This window comes from Enterococcus sp. DIV2379, from assembly GCF_050542965.1.
Taxonomy (GTDB): domain Bacteria; phylum Bacillota; class Bacilli; order Lactobacillales; family Enterococcaceae; genus Enterococcus_D; species Enterococcus_D entomosocium.
This window is the reverse complement of sequence record NZ_CP172938.1, coordinates 2,561,688-2,581,146: the sequence shown is the minus strand read 5'-3', so window position 1 is coordinate 2,581,146 and position 19,459 is coordinate 2,561,688. Positions and strand designations below refer to the sequence as shown.

Sequence of the window (19,459 nt, the reverse complement as noted above, 5' to 3'; positions counted from 1 at the left end):
AATGGGGAGAAATCATGGAAATCAGTAACCAGAAAGATGCGGTCAAAGTAAGCAATTCTTACTGGAAAAAAGTCGTTGCTATTTTCTTTGTCGGCTGGATTTTAATGTACGCCACACGGACGATCTTCAATCCAATCATGGGTGTGATCGGAGAAGAATTCAATTTAAGCAACACACAACTAGGACTTGCCAATAGTATTTTCTTTTTGACATATGCCGTTGCGCAAATTCCTTTTGGCATCATCGGCGACAAAATCGGTCGCAAATTGGTGATCACCCTAGGTTTTGTTTTATTGGCGGTGACTACTTACTTCAGTGGGCTAGCCACAAGCTTCGTTTTGTTCTTAGTGATTCGTGCCATTGCAGGGATTGGTCAAGGTGCCTATTACGGTCCGCAATACGCATTGTCTACCGAAGCGATTCCCGACAACAAACGGACCGTCGGAAATGCCATTATCAACAGTGGGATGGCGTTTGGAACGTCTGGCGGGTACTTGCTTTCTAGTAAATTGGTCTTGGATAACGGGGGACATTGGAGCCAACCCTTCTTCCTAATGGCGTTTCCGACCTTGATCGTCGGTGTCTTGTTCTATTTTGTTTTGAAAGAAAAAGTGATTCGTCCAGAAGATGAAGGACAAGAAATAAAAGAAGAGGGGCCAAAAGAAAAGATTTCCTTGAAGCAGATTTTTTCAAACCGCAATCTCGTGGCAGCCTTTGTTCTATGCTTTACCAGCATTTATGCAAACTTTGTGATTATAACTTGGCTGCCGCAATTCTTGATTGCCGAGCGTGGCTTTGAAGGGGCGAGTGTCGGCTTTATTGCTTCCTTAGTCCCATGGGCATCGATTCCAGGTGCGTTGATTTTTGCTCGATTGAATGATAAAACTGGCGCGACGAAAAAATTAGTCTATTTATTGGTCCCATTGGCGACCCTTTCCGTATTTGCCATTGCCTTTGTAACGGATCGTACCTTATTGATCACTGTTTTGATTTTGTATGGATTGACTGGCAAGCTGGCGCTTGATCCAATCGTCGTGACCTTTGTGACGAAAAACGCACCAAAAGGCGCCTTAGGAACAACCTTGAGTGCCTATAACTTTATCGGGATGTCGGGGTCGATCTTAGCGCCTTATGTTACTGGCTTTTTAGCCGATTCTTTAGGATCGATGCAGGTCGGGTTTTACCTGTCTTGTCTATTACTGCTGATCGGATTAGGTGTTTTTGCCGTATTAGCAAAGGAAAATCAGAAGGAGAGCATAAAATGAGTTTGAATGTGATCGCTTTAGGCGGCAATGCTATTTTAGATAAAGACCCCAGTGATGAAGGACAAAAAGCAGTCGTTGCGCAAGCAGCACGTTATATTGCCGATTTTGTCGAAAAAGGGGAAAAAGTCATTGTTTGTCACGGCAATGGACCACAAGTCGGCAACTTGCTGTTGCAGCAAAAAGCCGGGGAAAGTGAAAAAAATCCCCAATTGAAATTAGACAGCTGCGTAGCGATGACCCAAGGAAGTATCGGTTATTGGCTGCAAAATGCCTTGATCAATGAGTTTGCCACACGTCAAGCACATCCATCGGTAATCTCATTAGTCACCCAAGTTCGTGTCGATCCAGCAGATCCATCGTTTGAGAGACCTTCCAAACCAGTCGGACCTTTTTATAGTGAAGAGGAAGCCAATGCTGCGATGGCAGCCAATGGCGGGGTATATCAAGAAGATGCTGGGCGTGGTTACCGCAAAGTGGTTCCATCGCCGAAACCGCAAGAAATTGTTGAAAAAGAAGCCATCAAAACATTGGTCGATGCAGGTGTGATCACGATTTGTGCCGGTGGCGGTGGCGTACCTGTCGTTCGCAACGATAATGGGTTTACTGGCGTGGAAGCCGTCAACGACAAAGACTTTACCGCCAGTGTCTTAGCAAAAGACGTGCAGGCCGATCGCCTGATCATTTTGACCGGTGTCGACAATATCTACATCAATTACAATCAGCCGAATCAGCAAGCCTTAGGGGAAATCAGTGTGGCACAAGCCAAGGGCTACATCGAGGAAGGCCATTTTGCAGCGGGAAGTATGTTGCCAAAAATAGAAGCTGCGATTGATTTTGTTGAAGAAGATGCAGCCAGAACCGCGATTATTACCTCAATCGAAAAGTTAGCTGAACTAGATCAGCATACAGGAACCATACTTCGAAAATAAAGAGGGGATCAAAGTGAAAGCAAAAAAACTACCGATGGTGACGCAGATCGTTATTGCCGTTCTTCTAGGGATTCTTTGCGGTTTGTTCTTTGGGCAAGCCGCTTCATTCCTAAAAATCTTGGGCGATCTTTTCTTGCGTCTGATGCAAATGGCGATCCCGTTATTGATCGTTGGACAAATCATTCAAGCAGTTGGGGGGATTGCCCCGAAAGAACTCACTCGTTTGGGTGGAAAAACGATCGCTGTCTTTGGGATTTCCTCCTTATTCGCTGCTGCATGGGGCGTGCTGATGGCGCTCTTCTTTGCTCCAGGCAAAGGGATCGACTTTTCACAAGCTGCCGGCGAACCTCTGCAAGCACAAGAAATTTCTATATCAGAGACTGTGATCAACTTTATTCCCACGAATATTTTCGATGCGTTGAGTAAAGGGTCAATTATTCAAATCATCGTTTTTGGGTTGTTCTTTGGTGTTGCTCTCAATCGCTTTATGCAAAAGAAACCTGAGTCATCTCTTTATGGGCTGATCGTGGATCTAAATGAGGTTGTCATCGCTATCATTCGTTACGTGATGATCGTGGCACCAATCGGTATTTTTGCTTTGATCGCTTCAACGATCAGCTCCCTGGGCTTGCAGATCATTTTGCCATTAGGCAGCTATTTGCTCGTCTACGGTCTAGCCACCGTCACGTTCCTTGGGCTGTGGCTAGTCTTATTGACCGTGTATTGTCGGATCAATCCGTTACGATTGATCAAAAATATGAAGAATATGTCGGTCATGGCATTGGCGACGACCTCCTCTGCCATCACGCTGCCGATCGCTATGGAAGAATCCCAGAACAAATTAGGAATCAGTAGCCGCATCACCAATTTGGTATTGCCATTGGGCATGTCTTTGAACAGCAATGGGTCAGCGATGCATATGGCGATTACCGTCATGACAATCGCCCAAATGTATCAAATCAACTTTGACGGGATCCAAATGGTGACGGTAGCTGTAACTGCGACTTTCGTTTCTTTAGCCAATGCAGTTGTTCCCGGAGCGGGGTTAGTTTCCTTGGCAATCATCGTTCCCCAGCTTGGTTTACCAATCGAAAGCATTGCGCTATTTGCTGGTGTCGAATGGTTTGTTGGCATGCTGCGGACAATTTTGAACGTGAACTCAGACGTCTATTCAGCGCTGCTGATCGCTAAGTCAGCCGATGAACTGGATTATCGCGTGTTTAATCAATAAGAGAAGCCGTTGCCAAGCGTGCTTCTCTTTTTCTAAGGAGGAGAAAAGATGGAAGAAATGAGCAGACGTTCTCTGCTGGAATTAGAAGCATTGATGAAAAAGAAACTATTGGCTGCTGGTTTGCCAGAAGCCGCTGCCAGTGAAACAGCGGCGCATTTGACCTTTGCGGATGCTTGCGGGATCCATTCTCATGGTGCCGTGCGGATGGACTACTATGCCGAGCGTTTAGTAAAAGGTGGCATCACGCTGGAACCAAACATGTCTTTTGAAAAAACAGGCGCCGCTACCGGAATTTTCCACGGAGATAACGGCATGGGGCATTATGTGTGCAATGAAGCGATGGCGATCGCCATTCATCTGGCAAAAGAAGCCGGGATCGCTGCAGTAGGAATCGAGCAGACCAGCCATAGCGGGACGATGGCGTATTACGTCAAACAGGCTGCTGAAGCCGACTTAGTAGCGATCGCCATGTGTCAATCGGATCCGATGGCGGTGCCTTTTGGTGGGACCGAAAACTATTTTGGCACCAATCCAATCGCGTTTGCTGCACCACGAGCCAATCATCCACCGGTGGTTTTTGATATGGCGACGACGGTTCAAGCGTGGGGCAAAATTTTGGACGCTCGCTCGAAGAAGCAGCAGATCCCCGATACTTGGGCAGTAGACGAGCATGGCTTGCCTACCACCGATCCCTATGCTGTCCAAGGATTATTGCCAATCGCTGGTGCTAAAGGATATGGCTTGATGATGATGGTGGATATTTTAGCTGGCTCGATGCTAGGCTTGGCTTTTGGTAAACAGGTCACCTCCATGTATGCGGACTTGACGGAAAAACGCCGCTTAGGACAATTCCTTCTTGTGATTGATCCATCTCGTTTTACCAACACCGAAACCTTCAAGCAAAGCATCGATCAGATGGTGACTGAGCTGCATGCAATCCCGCCAGTAGAAGGGCAATCACAAGTCTACTATCCTGGAGAGATCAGCCAAATACACTTTGAAAAAGCCCAGCAAGAAGGGGTCATAATCCCCAAAGCGATCATCGATTATCTCGAAAGCGAAACCCTCCATTTTGATCGCTATGGTAGTCAAGATTCCTTTGCTAAATAAAAATCCGCAAAAGGCAGTTGGTTCAGAGGGGGATTGAACCAACTGTTTTTTTGCTGTCTGGATCAAAGAGAAGTTTTCAGTCAGAAAATCGCACATTATTGGCAGGATCAGATGAATTCTTTGAGTTGGTTCATTTTGTTCAAAGCATTTCTTAAGCCATTCGACCTTTGATTGCTTGTTTTTTGGAATGTGGTAGAATAGGTCGCATAAGTTAAGATCACTCAAGAAATGAGAAAAAAGCGAGGATGCAACGTGGCAATGAATAAAGTGGTTCTTACTGGGAAAATCGCAGAGATGCCTAGTAAAGAAGCGTTTGATGCGGCGGACGATCAGGGCGTACGTTTTGATCTTGTCATTGTGTCTCAATGGCAAAACAGTGAAGAAGTGCACCATGAATGGTTTGCTTGCGTCATTCATGGAAAACAGGCAGAGACCTTTTTACGGTATACTCAAAAAGGGGCAAGTATCAAAATCAATGGACACTTGCAAGGCTGTCCTTATGAAACACCAGAAGGTCAGAGACTTTGTGCGGCAGAAGTGGTGGTGGATAGCTTCCAAATCATAGAGTTGGCAGAAGAACCAGCGGCGCCTTTTCCTAAAAAGCGGCCATCGACACTTGATGAAACGACGCAAACAAAGTCGATCCGTAATGAAAAAGATCCCCTAAAAACACAGATGCTGGAGTTTTTAAAAGACAATCGATTATTTTAATGACGAAACATGCGGAAAGCAACGGCTTCTCGCATGTTTTTTTACGTAGAGAAAGCATTGGCAAAATTCAACTATATCTGACTAGCGGTGTTCTTTATTGCTTATCAAAGAAGGGGTTAAATAGAATGGTGATTGTAATAAATGATCGCGAAAGTGAAAATAGTGTTTCACAAAAAGTGCGGATTGGTTTAGAATAGTTGAAACATATCTTGAGAAAAAGTGCGGCGCTTGCCTTGTTCAACTGCTAGATACCGCTTTTTTCTGAAAAAATCGTTAATCAGGGAGGGATGTCGATGGGCAAACCAATTATAGGGATCGCTGCGAATGAAGTGCAAGATGCTGGCGATGTGCTGCATCATTTGCCGATCGCCTACACACCATTAGGGTATGTGCGAGCGATCCAGCAAGCGGGCGGACTGCCATTGCTCGTGCCAATCAGTGAGCCAGCTGCAGCCAAGGACTATGTTTCACAGATCGATAAACTGGTATTAGCTGATGGACAAGATGTTTCACCCAAGTTTTATGGGCAGGAGGCCCATCAGGCAACTGGAAGCGGCTTGTTGGCACGGGATGAGTTTGAACTAGCGCTGATCGATGAAGCGCTGCTGCAAAAGAAACCAATTTTTGCGGTTTGTCGGGGAATGCAGCTGGTCAACGTGGCATTCGGTGGCACGCTGCAGCAAGACATCAGTACCTTCAGTGAGATCATTCATATGCAGGCGCCGATTCCGAAAGAAGTGCCGACCCATGCCATCGTGACGGCTGAAAAAAGCATGTTGGCTCGTGTTTACGGTCAAAAAACAAAGGTTAATTCCTTTCATCATCAAGCGGTGGATCGATTGGCTCGTCCATTGCAAAAGACAGCTTGGAGTCCTGATGGCATCATTGAAGGCATTGAACACGTGGGTCAGCGCTTGTTGGCGGTTCAATGGCATCCTGACTTTGCCTATGATGCGCTTATACAAGAACAAGCGGTTTTCAAGTATGTCGTTGACGTATTGTAAGAAAGAGGGTCACGCAAGGAGGAGAAAAATGAAAAAGAAAATGATGGGTATCACTGCTTTCACAGTATTGGTTTTAAGTGCCTGCAGTACCACGAGTCCCACGACGGATTCTGGACAGCAAGAGGAGCAAGGAGCCGTTGCGCAAGAAATTCAAGTGTCAACCGCTGGCGCCTTATCAACCCTTGATAGCGGACAATACACGGATGTCAATAGCTCCGATATGATCGGACAAGTGGCAGAAGGGTTATACCGTCTGGATCAAGAGGGGGATCCTGAGCTTGCGATGGCCGCTGAAGAGCCTACGGTATCAGAAGATGGACTGGTTTATACCTTCACCATTCGTGATGCAAAATGGAGCAATAGCGATCCTGTTACTGCGGATGATTTTGTCTACGCCTTTCAATATGTTGCTAATCCAGAGAATGGTTCTAGTAGCAGTAATCAAATGGATGTGTTGAAAAATGGCAGTCAAGTGCGTCAAGGGGACGTTGAGGTGAGTGAGTTAGGTGCAAAAGCATTGGACCAGCAGACGTTAGAGCTGACATTGGCAAGTCCAATCTCGTATCTGGATCAAATTTTGGTCGGGACACCTTTTATGCCAAAAAACCAAGCGTTTGCTGAAGAAAAAGGTGCCGATTATGGGTTGTCAGCGGAAAATTTTGTCGGCAATGGCCCATTCTTGATCGAAGGGTGGAACGGGACCAACGAATCATGGACGTTAACGAAAAATCCTGATTATTGGGATGCTGAGAATGTCCAATTGACCAAGATCGACGTGCAAGTAGTGAAGGAAACGGCGACTGGTGTCAGCCTTTTTGAAACAGGAGAACTGGACTACACCACCTTAACGGATACTTACGCGCAGCAATACCAAAACTCAGCTCAAGCCAACTATGTGCCAAAGGCGCTGGTGGGGTATTTAAGTGCCAACCAAAAACGAGAAGTCACAGGCAATGTCAAAGTACGTCAAGCAATTTTACAAGCCATCGACAAAGAGGCATTTGCCGAAAATATCTTAGGTGATGGGTCCACTGCATTGAACGGCTTTGTGCCAAGCAACTTTGCCAAAGATCCTGAAACAGACCAAGATTTTCGTGAAGAAAATGGCGATTTACTGCCGTACGATTTAACAGCCGCACAAGAGCTTTGGGCACAAGCCAAAGAAGAGTTGGGACAAGACGAAATCACTTTGGAACTGTTGTCAGCAGATACAGCAGCAGCCAAGAAAACCATCGAGTTTGTCCAAGGGCAGTTAGAAACCAATTTGCCGGGATTAACCATCGATGCCAAGTCGATTCCTTTACAAAACCGTTTGGACTTGCAATACCAAGGTGAATTTGATCTCGTCTTTGGGACTTGGACACCAGATTACGCGGACCCGATCAACTTCTTAGAATTTTATGATTCAACAGGTGGCTTGAATACGTCTGGGTATGCTAGTGAAAGTTACGATCAAGGGTTAGCAGAAGCACGGACGACTTTAGCAAACGACCCAGCTGCCCGTTGGGACTTATTGAAAGAACTGGAAAAACAATTGATCGTTGAAGATACAGCCGTTTTGCCGTTATATCAAGGGGCGGTGGCGTATTTGAAAACAGATCGTTTGCAAGGGGTGCAAGTGTTTCCTTTTGGACGAACAGTATCCTATCGCCTAGCATCTGTCACAGAATAAACAGGTAGTAAGAAAACAGAGGAACTTTTTTTCAACCAAGTGTGCTGATCAAACAGCGTTTGTTGAAGAGAAGGGCATCTGTTTTTTTATTTTAGCCAAAATCGTTGCAACTCTTGGGGTAAAACAGGAATTCGTTTTCAAAAAAAGGTTGTTAAAAAGGGCTGTTTTCACATCTGTGTTTTTAGAAAAGTCAATCTTTTTTAAAGAAAATTAATAAAAGTTGTTGCATTCTCAGAAACTTATCTGTAAAGTGTTAGGTGTAGTCAGCAAAATAAAAAGAGAAGGAGGGATTACGATGCAAAAAGTATTTGATAAAAAAACAACCAAATTGAATAAAGTGAATCCCTCATTCGGTAACCATTAGTGTACAGATAATGTCTATAATAACGACGTTTATGCTCTGTCCTTTTTCCGAAGGGACAGAGCTTTTTTGTGTACTTTTTTAGAATGTGAGGGATAAAACATGAAGTATGTATTAAAACAATTAACAACGTATTTTAAAGAACATAAGGTGCGCTATACCTTCGTATTCGTCTTTATGGTTATTGCTAGTGCGATGTATGTCGCACCAATCTATATCTTGCGCTTATTCATTGATGCGCTGATCCAAGATAATTTTGATTATTCGGTACTGGTCCAATACGTGACCCTCTTTGCCGGAGCTATCTTGTTAGGATATCTGGCCGAATTTGTTTGGACGTTTAATTTATTTATTGGTTCCTACGATTTGCAAAAACAATTGCGGGAACAATTGATGAGCCACTTTCTTAAAATGGGGGCGCCGTTTTACCATCGTTTCCGAACAGGCGATTTAATGACTCGTTCCAGTGACGATGTCCAAGTGATGGGGATGACCGTTGGGTATGGACTGATGGTTTTCTTAAATACTAGTTTGTATCTAAGTTTTATCGTGGCGATGATGGCTGGGACGGTTTCTTGGCTATTGACCTTGATTGCCTTGATTCCAATGCCGCTTTTAGCCTATTACATTTTCAAATGGGGCTCGCAAGTCGATAAGGCGTTTACGGAAGCGCAGAATTCTGTTTCTGAGATGAACAGTGAAGTGTTGGAGATCATTGATGGCATTCGGGTCGTCCGAGCTTATGGACTAGAAGGAGCCACCACTGAACAGTTTCAAAAGAAAACACTGGAAACAAGAGCAAAAAACAATATCGTTTCTGAGATCGATTCCCGTTTCGGGCCGCTGATTACCATCATCTTAGCGATCAGTTTTGTGATGAGCTTTGGTGTCGGGGCGTTTCTTGTTGCCAACCAAACGATCACCATCGGTGCGATGGTCTCTTTCCAAGTGTACTTGACAATGGTCGTTTGGCCGATGATCTCAGCAGGAGATCTTGTGAATGTGATGCAACAAGGTGCCGCATCCTGGCGTCGGATCAATGAAGTGCTGCAGACGGGTGATGAATTAGAAACTCCTGGTGAAGCCGACCTGCAAGCCATCAATACGATCCGTTTTGAAGCATACCATTTCCAATACCCACAAGCAGCTCGTTATGTGTTAGAAGGACTGGATTTGACGATCACTCGTGGAGAAGTCTTAGGGATCGTTGGGAAGACCGGTAGCGGAAAAACGACGCTGCTAAGACAATTCGGTCACCGCTATCCATACTCTGATCAAGTACCCTTGATTAACGAGCAGCCGTTGACGACCTATCAAACAACAGCAGTGCGCAACCACTTTGCAGAAGTGCCGCAAGAACATACCTTGTTTTCACGAACAATTCGCGAGAACTTGCTATTCGGACAGCCAGATGCTTCAGAAGAAGTGTTGTGGGAAGCACTGGCATCCGCTTGCTTTAGTGAAGACATCAAGCGGATGCCAGAAGGGCTCGAAACGGTCGTCGGTGAGAAAGGCGTTTCCCTGTCTGGTGGACAAAAACAACGCTTGTCCTTAGCACGGGCGTTTTTACGAAACAGTGAAGTCCTCTTACTGGATGATGCCCTTTCGGCAGTTGATGCCAAAACGGAACAAGCCATCATCACGAATTTGAAAACGATGAAGCAGGCACCGACCTCCATCATCGTGACCCATCGATTGTCCGCCATCACCGAAGCGGATCAAATCATCGTCTTAGAAGACGGACGGATCACACAGCGTGGTACCCATCAGGAGTTGATCGAAACGCCAGGCTGGTACCAAGAACAGTATTACCATCAACAGTTAAAGGAGGACGATACAAGTGTTCTCAACGATTAAGCGTTTGCTCACGTATTTGAGCTATTATAAAAAACAATTTACCGTGGGCGCGATCTTGCTGTTGCTAGCAGCAGCGCTCGAGCTGACTTCACCACTGATTGCCAAACAGCTGATCGACCGAGTGATGACACCGGCGGTTGACAGCAGAAACCTAAACACGATGCTTTTGATCCAATTACTCGCTGGGTATTTGCTGGTCAATTTGATTGGTTCCCTCTTTCGTTATATCAGCTTGCTGCAATTGCGAAAAATGTCCAACAGTATTGTCAAAAAAATGCGGGATCAGCTTTTTGACCATATGCACAAATTACCGGTTTCTTACTTTGACCAGATCCCAGCTGGTAAAGTCGTCGCACGGATTACGAATGACACCGAAGTTTTGCGGTCTAATTTCTACGTGATCGTGATCAGTAATTTGTTAAGCAACATCATCCAAATCATTGGTGCGTTTATTGCATTATTTCTTTTGAACCGCACCTTAGGAGCAGCGATGCTGATCCTGATCCCGATTTTAGGAATCTGGCAGCATTTTTACACCAAATATGCCTCTCGTTACAATTTAGCAATGCGGGAATACATCTCACAAATCAGTGGGCAGTTAAATGAATTTGTCCAAGGAATGGCGATAATCCAAGCCTTCCAACGAGAAAAGCAGTTGCAGAAAGAATTTAATGAAACAGTAGAGAAATGGTTCAAAACTGGACGTAAATACCTCTTACTCGATTCAAGTATCGCTTGGGGATTAGGCAATTTGTTGCGAAACTCAACGATCTTGATTTTGATCACGACCTTGGCCGCCTTTTTCCTTGATGGCCGCTTGGCGATCTCAGCAGGCTTGCTGTATGCCTTTATTGATTACATCAACCGCCTGTATGATCCCATCGAAGGGCTTGTCCAAACCATCACCAATGTGCAGCAATCATTGGCTGCCGGACAGCGGGTCTTTGAGTTTTCTGATCAGCCGGTTGAAAAACAACAAAGTGAGCAGCTGACTGTCACGAATGGCGATGTTTCTTTCCAACAGGTGACCTTTGGCTACGATCCTGAGCAAGCGATCTTGCACGATATCAACTTTGACGTTGCCGCAGGAGAGACCATTGCTCTAGTCGGTCATACTGGTTCTGGAAAATCGAGTATTTTGAACCTGTTGTTCCGTTTTTATGATCCGCAGCACGGAAAAATCGTTGTGGATGGACAAGTGATCGCTGATTTTGATCGTCATAGTTTAAGAGATTCAATGGCGATCGTCATGCAAGATCCCTATCTATTTACTGGAACGATCGCCAGCAACATCGGAATGAACGATCCAACGATCACCGAAGCGATGATTATCGATGCCTTGAAACAAGTCGGCGCTGACTACCTTTTGAGCCGCTACGAAAAAGGCATCCATCATCCAGTCGTTGAAAAAGGCAATGAGTTTTCTAGTGGAGAACGCCAGCTGATCAGTTTTGCCCGTGCATTAGTGTTTGATCCGAAAATCTTGATTCTGGATGAAGCGACGAGCCATGTGGACACTGAAACAGAATCCATCATTCAAAAGGCGATGACCATCTTGCAAAAAGGACGGACGACCTTTTTGATCGCTCACCGTTTGTCAACGATCAAACAAGCAGATCAAATCTTGGTCTTGGATCAAGGGAAGATCGTGGAACGGGGAACCCATTCGAGTCTTGTCCAAGGGCAAGGAATCTATCAGCAAATGTATCAAATGCAGGCAGAGCAGCTGTAATCAGCGGTGATTGCCGACAATGTTAACCGTAAAAGAAAATCCTTGAGCCTCCTGCATGGGAAGTGGCTCAAGGATTTTTTATATAATGCGAAGGAGCAGCCAATCATCTATGGGGAGTTGGAAGAGGAGGCCTTCGCTTATATATCACTAGGAAAAGCTGTAAGATGATGCCGTAATTTTGCTAAGAAACGCTCGCCGATCACTGATAACGGGCGATCGTTCTTTTTAATGAGGATGATCTCACCCTCGGACGCGTCGATCAAAGGAAGAAAAGCCAAGCCTTGGCGTTCTGGTTGGGCAACGATCCCCGAGCCGGTTCCATAAAGATCCGTCTGTTGTAATAGCTGGACCATCGTGCCTCGATCGCTGACATGCACCACTTGAGGGCTTTGAGCGAAGTCGATCAAATCTTCTGAGAAGAACGAATAGCGTTCATCTTCTTGCAAAAAGCGTACTTGTGGATATGGGGCGAGATCTCTTAAGGAAAGCTGCCTTTTTTCTGTCAAGGGATGAGCTGCTCGCAAAAAGACATGGGGGCGAAACCGTCCCAACGCCTCGAAGGACAATTGGGCGCCTTGCAGCAGTCGTTCCAATCCTGCTTGGTTTTGCTCATTCAAATAAAGGATCCCAAATTCACTTCGATATTGTTGCACGTCCGTGATCACCTTTAAGGTCGTGGTTTCTAATAAGCGAAACTGGCGGCAGTCGGGAAATTCCTGCAGCAGCTCACTGAAAATTCCAGCCGTGAAATCATAGTGCTGGCTTGCGATAGCGAAGGTTTGACTCGCTGCTTGCTTGCTGGAAAAACGCGTTTGCAGCTGCGCCACTTGACTCAAGATCGGCTGGGCATGGTCTAGAAATTCCGAGCCTTCGGCAGTCAAGCGGGCGCCTTGATTCGTACGCTCGAAAAGCTGGACCTCCAATTCTGTTTCCAACTCTTTCACGGCTTGGGAAAGACTTGGCTGCGAAAGATACAGCCGTTTGGCTGCTTCACGAAAACTTCCATGGTCAGCGATCGCTTGCACGATGCGCATTTGTTGAATATTCAATTTTTGACCTCCTTTACAAAGATTCAGACGGGGAATGGTCCACTAATCAATAGTAGTCATGTCTTTTCCTTCTATAGTAATAGAAGCTTCTTTAAAAAATACGACGACAGTTGCTGCCTATTGCTACTTGTGAAGCGGTCATTGCAATTCTTCAGGAATAAACCAATAACCCGTTTGATTTTCTTCTGCCAGCAGTTCTTTAAAGGCTTCAGAATGATAAGCTGCCACCACTGCCTGTGCCCAGTCACTATCTTTGTTGGCTTTTTTTACCGTTGCCACCAGTTCATACTCTTGCAAAATGTCTTCACTTAATAAGCTTTCCTCTGCAGCGATTCCAGCACTGTAAACGATGCTGCCGGGAATCACAGCATAGTCTAAATCTGCTAAGCTGCGGGGGATTTGCGCAGAATCCATCTCAACGATATCCAAGTCATAAGGATTGTCAGTAATGGTTCTTAACGTCGCGTCAATGGGCGCCACTTCCGGGTCAAGTTCGATCCAGCCGGCTTTTTGCAGCAGCAACAGGGCACGGGCACTATTTGACGGATCATTGGGGATCCCGATGGTATCGTTTGCTTCAATCGCTGCTAAATTGTCCTTTCTGCCAGGATACAAGCCGGCTGGAACGGTAGGAATCGGTGTGATACCGACCAAATCGGCACCCGTGTTTTCATTAAAGTTCTCTAAATAGGCGGTATGCTGATCCACGTTTAAGTCGATTTCGCCATCGTTCAGTGCAATGTCTGCTTCCAATACCCCAGTAAAGCCAATATCGGTCACGGTATAGCCTGCTTCTTCTAAAATTGGTTTGATTCCTTGAAGAAACAGCTCGCTGTAAGGCCCTGGTGTCGTACCAACTCTGATTTCTGTCTGCTGCTCTTCGGCATTTCCGGTCACTTCTTCTTGATTGCCACAACCGGCAAATAAAACTAAGGACAATAAACCAAAGCCCACACCCAATCGAATCTTTCGTTTCATAACTTTTCCTCCTTTTTTATAAAAAAAGCCTTCCCAAAGAATAGTCTTTGGGAAGGACGATCATTTCGCGGTACCACCTTCGTTTGTTTTTTGCTGAAACAAAAAACCTCAGTCAGTTCATCAAATAAACTGCATTGCGCTATCGGGCTTTCTCCGTCGGGGATTGTTCGTCCACGAATGCTCAAAGGTCATTTTCGGATCGTCTTCCTTACTCGTTTCCACCAGTTCCGAGTTCTCTTGAAAGAAAGGGGGGATCGTACTCTTCTTCTCACTGCATGTGTATGAAATTAGTAGTATCTTAGAACAAGATGAGAAAGTTGTCAATTGCTTTCGTGATAGGTGATTCCAATCACTACGCAGGTAGTAGGGGAACAAATGGACAAGGGCAAGAATAGACCTAAAAAGCAGGAAAAGCAGATGAATGGTCGAAATCGCTTGGTTGGGTTAGAATCGAAACACAAAACAAAAAAAGAGGCGAGCAAATGAAATTAGTTTTGATTGGACATACCGGCACACTTGGGCAGCTTTTAGTTGAAGGCTTTCAGCAGCTACCAGAGGTGGAGCTGATCACGGCTAGCCGTAGCAGCGGCGATCATCAAGTCGAAATTGCGGATGCAGACAGTGTCAGCCAGCTATTTGCAGCCACTGGGAAAGTGGATGCCATTGTTTCCGCTGCGGGAAGCACAGTGTTTAAACCCTTTGAGGAATTGACGCCAGCAGATATTCAACAGTCGGTGGCTTCAAAGCTGCAAGGACAAGTCAACCTTGCGTTGATTGGCCAGCATTTTCTCAATGAAGGTGGCAGTATCACGCTGACTTCTGGAATTATCAAAGACGAATTTATCCCAATGGGCACGCCTTCAGCACTGGTCAACGGCGGTTTAGAAGCCTTCGTGGCATCGGCAGCTTTTGAGATCGGTCAGGGGATACGAATCAATGCAGTCAGTCCCAATGCGCTTGTGGGCTCTTGGGAAACCTTCGCCGATTCTTTCAAAGGCTTTATTCCCGTTGGTGACGCACCCGTTTTTGCAGCGTATCAAAAAGCAGTCTTTGGAATCATGACTGGCAAGACCTTCACCGTTTATTAAGAAAAAGCAGAAGTAGAAAAAAACCGCCAAATCAAAGCTGACTTGGCGGTTTTTGTTCTGCTGAAAAAGAAGTAGCAAGCAGTTAAGAAGAGAGCAATTGGGTTTTCAGCTTGGGCATTTCTGCTTTGAGTTGTTGGCGAGCAAAAGCCAAGTCATTGATCCAAGAAGCAATCGCTTCTTTTTCTAAGAACAGAGGCATTCGATCATGGACTGGTTCAACAGAATCGTTCGCGGCAGTCGTTAGAATGATTGATTCGGTTTCGATCTGATCCTCTTTTTGAAGGATGCGATAAAAACCAGCAGCATAAATCACGTGATCTTGCGAAAAGAGGAACTTTTCCTTTTCATGATTCCATTCATAGAAACCAGACATCGGAAAGACACAGCGATGCTCTTGGAAAGGCTGGCGAAAAGTCGGTTTTTCTTCAACAGTCTCAGAACGCGCATTGATCATCAAATGCCCTTTTTTAAAGCCGGTAAAGCCCCATCTTGTCACACCGGCTACAACTTGTTGTTGTTGATTTGCACCGATGGTTACGACGTGATTGGAGGGGAAAACATCATTGATAGCGACAGTCTGTTGGCGCTTGCGGGCTTTCGCCGCGGCTTCTTGATAATATTCTGACAATTCGCCAGTTGATGGATCAAATAAGTATCGGCCGCACATGGACAGGTCACTCCTTTTTTTGGATTGGCTGGTGCCTTTGTTTCAGTATAAAGACTCAAGGCGTCAAAACCAACTAACTTGATTCACAGCGTGATTCGACAAGGAAAGGATAGGGACGGTTATGTAAAAAGTTAGTACCGCGAAAAGAGTTGAAAGAAATCAGATAACAAAAAAAGGCAGTCACCTACTGAGGTTGACAGCCTTTTTTATTCTAGTTGGTTAGCCAATTTTTTTAACTCTCCCGCCGATTTTATTTGCGAAACGTTCAGCATCTTCTCTGCAAGTATAGGTCAATGCAATTGTTTTGTCCCGTGTTCTTTTTCCTTCGGCGGTTAGATAACCATGAAAGATTTTAATCGCATACAATCGATAAACACCTCCTTATCCTTCGTAATAATAACAAATTTACCGCTTACATTCAAGAGATATAGTAAAACTTTATTTTTTGTTAGTTATTTTATTAAGAAATTGTTCAAACGCTTAAGAAAAGATTGAGGGATAAAGGGAGGAGGTGTGGAATAGACCAATGCGCATTTGAAAGAAAAGGCGAAGGAACCTAGATGTATAAAGTTACTGCTACTTGCTTTCCAGCATAGAAGGACAGAAAATGAAAGCGTTTTTTTGAAATTTAAACAAATAGACCAATCGAGGAATAGCTAAGATAGGTGTCAAAAGTTGAGAATAGAAGCTATTTTCGTTTTTTGCGTGTTATTGATACATTTTCCCCTCAAAAAATGATTTGTAGAAAGAAACGATGATTCAAGCATTATATAAGCACGAAGCTTGTTGTTTATTGTGTTGGCAAGTTGCTGGTTTTAGGGGATTAAAAAGCAAAAGTTATTCTTAAAATGTCCGTCTGACAAAGGCAGCTTTTGTGAGAAGCTCAACGGGGCTTAACGATCGTGTGAAAAAATTTAAGGAAGCGATTGACAAGTTTTTTTTGAAGTGCTATGATACCGATGTAATTAGATAACGGTTACAGAAGTGCTGTGACCAAGAGGCGTGTTACTGTAAGAAGGCAAACCTCATATTCCACCAAGGGTGGAGTATGAGGTTTTTTAGTGTTTTTAAGGTGGAGGAAATCATGAAAATAAAGAAGTTTTTAAATAATAATGTTGTCTTACTAAAGAAAGGCAGCAATGAAATTATCGGATTTTCTACAGGCATCAGCTTCAATAAGAAGGTAGGAGATGATGTAGAAGAACAAGATTTTGAAAAGATTTTTGTATTGGATACTCACGCAATGTTGGAACATTTTAGCTATCAATTAGGAAAGTGCGATCCGAAATACGTAGCGATCGTTGCTAAAATCGTGGCTTATGCCAAACAGAATTATCGCTTAGCAGTCAGCGACTATATTTATTTGACTTTGCTGGATCATATTGATTTCACTGTTCATCGTATCAAGCAGGAAATGACTTTTCATAGTCCTTTGCAATGGGATATTCGGCGATTTTATCCCGATGAATATGCCATTGGGGTGTATGCTGTCCAACTTATGGAGCAAGAACTAACGATCGATGTACCAACAGAAGAAGCGATCTCCATCGCATTGCATTTTGTAAATGTCCAATCACAAAAGAAGGATATGGCGGTTACCAATCAAATCGCGAAATTTATAGAAGACGTACTGACGATCGTAAAGTATGAGTACAAACAAAATTTTGATGAGAATAGTTTCCATTATTCTCGCTTTGTCACGCATCTGCACTATTTTGCACAAAATGTGATCAATCATACACTTCCCAGCTATGAAGCGTCGACGCTCTATGCACAAATTGAGAAGATGTATCCGCAAGCGTTTCACTGTGTGGAAAAAATCAAGGTTTATATCAAAAATACGTATGATATCAGCATCTCAGAAAATGAAGAAATTTATCTATCACTCCATATCCAGAAATTGACGGAACAAGGAGAAAGGGAGAAAAACAATGGACTATAAACAACTAGCCAATGAAATTTATGAAAATGTCGGCGGTGGTAAAAATATCCAGCACGTGACCCACTGTGCAACAAGACTGCGTTTCACGCTGGCCGACGACAAAAAAGCTGACAGTGAAGCAATCAAACAGTTAAAAGGAGTGACTGGACTCGTTCAGGGAAATGGTCAATACCAAGTGATTATTGGGCCAGATGTATCGAGTGTATACGCTCAACTACCGACGACAGAAACGACGGCTGATCAAAGCAGTAGCGATCAATCGATCATCTCACGACTCCTTGACTTTATCGCAGGCTGTTTTACACCGATGATTGCAATCATAGCAGCTGGAGGAATGCTGCAAGTGGTCCTTTCACTATTGGAGTTATCAGGAATTTTAGCTGCAACTGACGATACGTATCTCGTATTGTATCAAGTATCGCAAGCAGCCTTCTTTTTCATTCCCGTTTATTTAGGAAATTCTGTGGCCAAACGATTGAAAATTGATCCTTTCTTAGGAAGCTACGTCGGAGCGATTTTTGTGATGCCAGGATTGACGGCCCTTCTTAGCCAAGAAGGAGGAATCACATTATTTGGATTGCTCGTACCGAATGTGAGCTACAATGCCTCCGTTTTGCCAGTTTTATTAAGTGTCTGGGTTATGTCTTATGTCTATCGGTTCGCCGATCGGATTTTACCGAACAGTGTCAAATTTATTCTACGTCCATTGATCGCCATCATCGTGATCACACCGCTGGCTCTATTGCTAATCGGACCATTAGGTGTGACGATCGGCAACTATGTGTCACAGTTTTTGAACTACTTAACAAATAATTTTGGTCCGTTAGCCGTCTTGTTTATGGGTGCCTTTGCTCAATTGCTAGTAATGACGGGCATGCACACGACGCTGACCCCTATTTTATTAACTTCTCTGGCGACCTACGGGTATGATGATTTGATCGTCCCTGGTATGCTGCTTGGATTGGCTGCCGAAGCAGCGATTTGTTTAGCGGCTGGAATCAAAGCTAAGGATACGGAATTTAAACAAGTGAGTTTTTCATCGGCAATTACTGCCTTGATGGGTGTGTCTGAACCTGCTTTGTACGGAGTAACATTACGTCTGAAAAAACCGATTGTCGGAATGATCCTTGGGGGTGCTGCTGGGGGACTTTATTTTGGTTTGATGAAAATCAATACGCCAGTAGTCATTGCTTCATTTGTGGCGCTTCCATCATACAGCAGTGTGTTTCATGCGCTGATCGGCTCGGTGATTACTTTTGCGATTGCCTTTGCTTACACCTGGGTCATGGTCAAAGATGCAGATTTTCCTAATAATAATCAGCCGCAAGCAGTCAAATCTGGAGCGCAAGATGTGACACCCAAAGCAACTGATGTTTCTTCTGAAACGAAGAAAGAACAATCAGCGATTGAAAAAATTGTATTATCACCTTTAAATGGAACTGCCGTTCCATTGACAGAAACCAATGATCAGGCGTTTGCTTCATTGGCATTAGGTAAAGGAATTGCTGTTAAGCCACAAGATCAACAGGTGATTGCCCCATTTACGGGACAGGTTTCTGCCGTTTTTCCAGGAAATCATGCGATTGGACTTACCAGTACCGAGGGGATTGAACTTCTGATCCACATCGGTATTGATACGGTGAATATGCAAGGAAGTGCCTTTGAACGACTAGTCAATGAAGGTGATCAAATCACTATGGGAGAAACGTTATTGCACTTTGATTCAGAAAAAATCGCTCAGGCAGGGTATGAAGATACCGTTATGATCACTGTTACCAATACGGCAGACTTCTTAGATGTTGTGGCACTTGCCCAACATCAAGAAATTAAAGCTGGCGATCAGTTATTAGCCATTTTTTAACC

General features: G+C 44.4%; 16 protein-coding genes and 1 other annotated feature. Of the genes, 12 read left to right on the top strand and 4 right to left on the bottom strand.

Annotation, left to right across the window (positions count from 1 at the left end; all coding sequences use genetic code 11):
• The first annotated feature begins 14 nt into the window (after nucleotides 1–14).
• The 9 genes from IGI92_RS11840 to IGI92_RS11800 all read left to right on the top strand — a co-directional run bounded on the left by IGI92_RS11840 (nucleotide 15) and on the right by IGI92_RS11800 (nucleotide 11,872).
• Complete coding sequence (locus IGI92_RS11840) at nucleotides 15–1,265, top strand: MFS transporter (RefSeq protein WP_005234497.1); 1,251 nt, start codon at nucleotides 15–17, stop codon at nucleotides 1,263–1,265.
• Nucleotides 1,262–2,194 (top strand): carbamate kinase, encoded by a 933-nt coding sequence (gene arcC / locus IGI92_RS11835; protein ID WP_005234499.1) that lies wholly within the window; start codon nucleotides 1,262–1,264, stop codon nucleotides 2,192–2,194. The genes IGI92_RS11840 and arcC overlap by 4 nt, the downstream gene beginning before the upstream one ends.
• Nucleotides 2,195–2,207: 13 nt before the next feature.
• Nucleotides 2,208–3,425 (top strand): dicarboxylate/amino acid:cation symporter, encoded by a 1,218-nt coding sequence (locus IGI92_RS11830; RefSeq protein ID WP_144330421.1) that lies wholly within the window; start codon nucleotides 2,208–2,210, stop codon nucleotides 3,423–3,425.
• 48 nt (nucleotides 3,426–3,473) lie between these two features.
• Nucleotides 3,474–4,535 carry an ureidoglycolate dehydrogenase gene (gene allD, locus IGI92_RS11825; protein ID WP_074534918.1) on the top strand — a complete coding sequence of 354 codons (1,062 nt, stop codon included), beginning with the start codon at nucleotides 3,474–3,476 and terminating at the stop codon, nucleotides 4,533–4,535.
• A gap of 228 nt (nucleotides 4,536–4,763) precedes the next feature.
• The gene (gene ssb, locus IGI92_RS11820) at nucleotides 4,764–5,246 is read left to right on the top strand and encodes a single-stranded DNA-binding protein (protein ID WP_430607157.1); all 483 of its coding nucleotides are present in this window, start codon (nucleotides 4,764–4,766) and stop codon (nucleotides 5,244–5,246) included.
• Between the two features lie 293 nt (nucleotides 5,247–5,539).
• Entirely contained in the window at nucleotides 5,540–6,250 is a 711-nt protein-coding gene (locus IGI92_RS11815; protein WP_430607155.1) for a gamma-glutamyl-gamma-aminobutyrate hydrolase family protein, read from the top strand.
• Between the two features lie 28 nt (nucleotides 6,251–6,278).
• A complete protein-coding gene (locus IGI92_RS11810; RefSeq protein WP_430607154.1) occupies nucleotides 6,279–7,922 on the top strand; it encodes a peptide ABC transporter substrate-binding protein in 1,644 nt (547 codons plus the stop codon).
• A gap of 463 nt (nucleotides 7,923–8,385) precedes the next feature.
• Entirely contained in the window at nucleotides 8,386–10,140 is a 1,755-nt protein-coding gene (locus IGI92_RS11805) for an ABC transporter ATP-binding protein (protein WP_430607152.1), read from the top strand.
• Nucleotides 10,124–11,872: an ABC transporter ATP-binding protein gene (locus IGI92_RS11800; protein ID WP_430607149.1), complete on the top strand. Its 1,749-nt coding sequence runs from the start codon at nucleotides 10,124–10,126 to the stop codon at nucleotides 11,870–11,872. Before IGI92_RS11805 ends, IGI92_RS11800 begins: the two co-directional genes overlap by 17 nt.
• Before the next feature lie 137 nt (nucleotides 11,873–12,009).
• Here the strand turns inward: IGI92_RS11800 and IGI92_RS11795 are convergent, their stop codons facing one another.
• Together IGI92_RS11795 and IGI92_RS11790 are read right to left on the bottom strand one after the other, a co-directional pair.
• Nucleotides 12,010–12,921 (bottom strand): LysR family transcriptional regulator, encoded by a 912-nt coding sequence (locus IGI92_RS11795; protein ID WP_005234515.1) that lies wholly within the window; start codon nucleotides 12,919–12,921, stop codon nucleotides 12,010–12,012.
• Between the two features lie 138 nt (nucleotides 12,922–13,059).
• Nucleotides 13,060–13,899, bottom strand: coding sequence for a MetQ/NlpA family ABC transporter substrate-binding protein (locus IGI92_RS11790; protein ID WP_016613679.1), 840 nt, complete (start codon nucleotides 13,897–13,899; stop codon nucleotides 13,060–13,062).
• A 49-nt stretch (nucleotides 13,900–13,948) separates the two neighbouring features.
• Nucleotides 13,949–14,180 (bottom strand) — a binding site (T-box leader).
• 201 nt (nucleotides 14,181–14,381) lie between these two features.
• Between IGI92_RS11790 and IGI92_RS11785 the strand changes: the two genes are divergently transcribed.
• Nucleotides 14,382–14,987 carry a short chain dehydrogenase gene (locus IGI92_RS11785; protein WP_420658027.1) on the top strand — a complete coding sequence of 202 codons (606 nt, stop codon included), beginning with the start codon at nucleotides 14,382–14,384 and terminating at the stop codon, nucleotides 14,985–14,987.
• Between the two features lie 82 nt (nucleotides 14,988–15,069).
• Here the strand turns inward: IGI92_RS11785 and IGI92_RS11780 are convergent, their stop codons facing one another.
• Together IGI92_RS11780 and IGI92_RS11775 are read right to left on the bottom strand one after the other, a co-directional pair.
• The gene (locus IGI92_RS11780) at nucleotides 15,070–15,654 is read right to left on the bottom strand and encodes an SOS response-associated peptidase (protein ID WP_005234526.1); all 585 of its coding nucleotides are present in this window, start codon (nucleotides 15,652–15,654) and stop codon (nucleotides 15,070–15,072) included.
• Nucleotides 15,655–15,873: 219 nt separating this feature from the next.
• A complete protein-coding gene (locus IGI92_RS11775; protein ID WP_005234527.1) occupies nucleotides 15,874–16,020 on the bottom strand; it encodes a hypothetical protein in 147 nt (48 codons plus the stop codon).
• Nucleotides 16,021–16,738: 718 nt separating this feature from the next.
• Between IGI92_RS11775 and IGI92_RS11770 the strand changes: the two genes are divergently transcribed.
• Both IGI92_RS11770 and IGI92_RS11765 read left to right on the top strand, forming a co-directional pair.
• Nucleotides 16,739–17,596 carry a PRD domain-containing protein gene (locus IGI92_RS11770; RefSeq protein ID WP_218193364.1) on the top strand — a complete coding sequence of 286 codons (858 nt, stop codon included), beginning with the start codon at nucleotides 16,739–16,741 and terminating at the stop codon, nucleotides 17,594–17,596.
• Entirely contained in the window at nucleotides 17,586–19,457 is a 1,872-nt protein-coding gene (locus IGI92_RS11765) for a beta-glucoside-specific PTS transporter subunit IIABC (protein WP_430607145.1), read from the top strand. The genes IGI92_RS11770 and IGI92_RS11765 overlap by 11 nt, the downstream gene beginning before the upstream one ends.
• Nucleotides 19,458–19,459 lie beyond the last annotated feature (2 nt).

Excerpts from the sequence above, each read along its gene's own strand:
- IGI92_RS11840 (WP_005234497.1), top strand. The coding sequence starts at position 15 with ATGGAAATCAGTAACCAGAAAGATGCGGTCAAAGTAAGCAATTCTTAC.
- arcC (WP_005234499.1), top strand. The coding sequence starts at position 1,262 with ATGAGTTTGAATGTGATCGCTTTAGGCGGCAATGCTATTTTAGATAAA.
- allD (WP_074534918.1), top strand. The coding sequence starts at position 3,474 with ATGGAAGAAATGAGCAGACGTTCTCTGCTGGAATTAGAAGCATTGATG.
- ssb (WP_430607157.1), top strand. The coding sequence starts at position 4,764 with ATGAGAAAAAAGCGAGGATGCAACGTGGCAATGAATAAAGTGGTTCTT.
- IGI92_RS11815 (WP_430607155.1), top strand. The coding sequence starts at position 5,540 with ATGGGCAAACCAATTATAGGGATCGCTGCGAATGAAGTGCAAGATGCT.
- IGI92_RS11810 (WP_430607154.1), top strand. The coding sequence starts at position 6,279 with ATGAAAAAGAAAATGATGGGTATCACTGCTTTCACAGTATTGGTTTTA.
- IGI92_RS11805 (WP_430607152.1), top strand. The coding sequence starts at position 8,386 with ATGAAGTATGTATTAAAACAATTAACAACGTATTTTAAAGAACATAAG.
- IGI92_RS11790 (WP_016613679.1), bottom strand. The coding sequence starts at position 13,899 with ATGAAACGAAAGATTCGATTGGGTGTGGGCTTTGGTTTATTGTCCTTA.
- IGI92_RS11785 (WP_420658027.1), top strand. The coding sequence starts at position 14,382 with ATGAAATTAGTTTTGATTGGACATACCGGCACACTTGGGCAGCTTTTA.
- IGI92_RS11780 (WP_005234526.1), bottom strand. The coding sequence starts at position 15,654 with ATGTGCGGCCGATACTTATTTGATCCATCAACTGGCGAATTGTCAGAA.
- IGI92_RS11770 (WP_218193364.1), top strand. The coding sequence starts at position 16,739 with ATGAAAATAAAGAAGTTTTTAAATAATAATGTTGTCTTACTAAAGAAA.
- IGI92_RS11765 (WP_430607145.1), top strand. The coding sequence starts at position 17,586 with ATGGACTATAAACAACTAGCCAATGAAATTTATGAAAATGTCGGCGGT.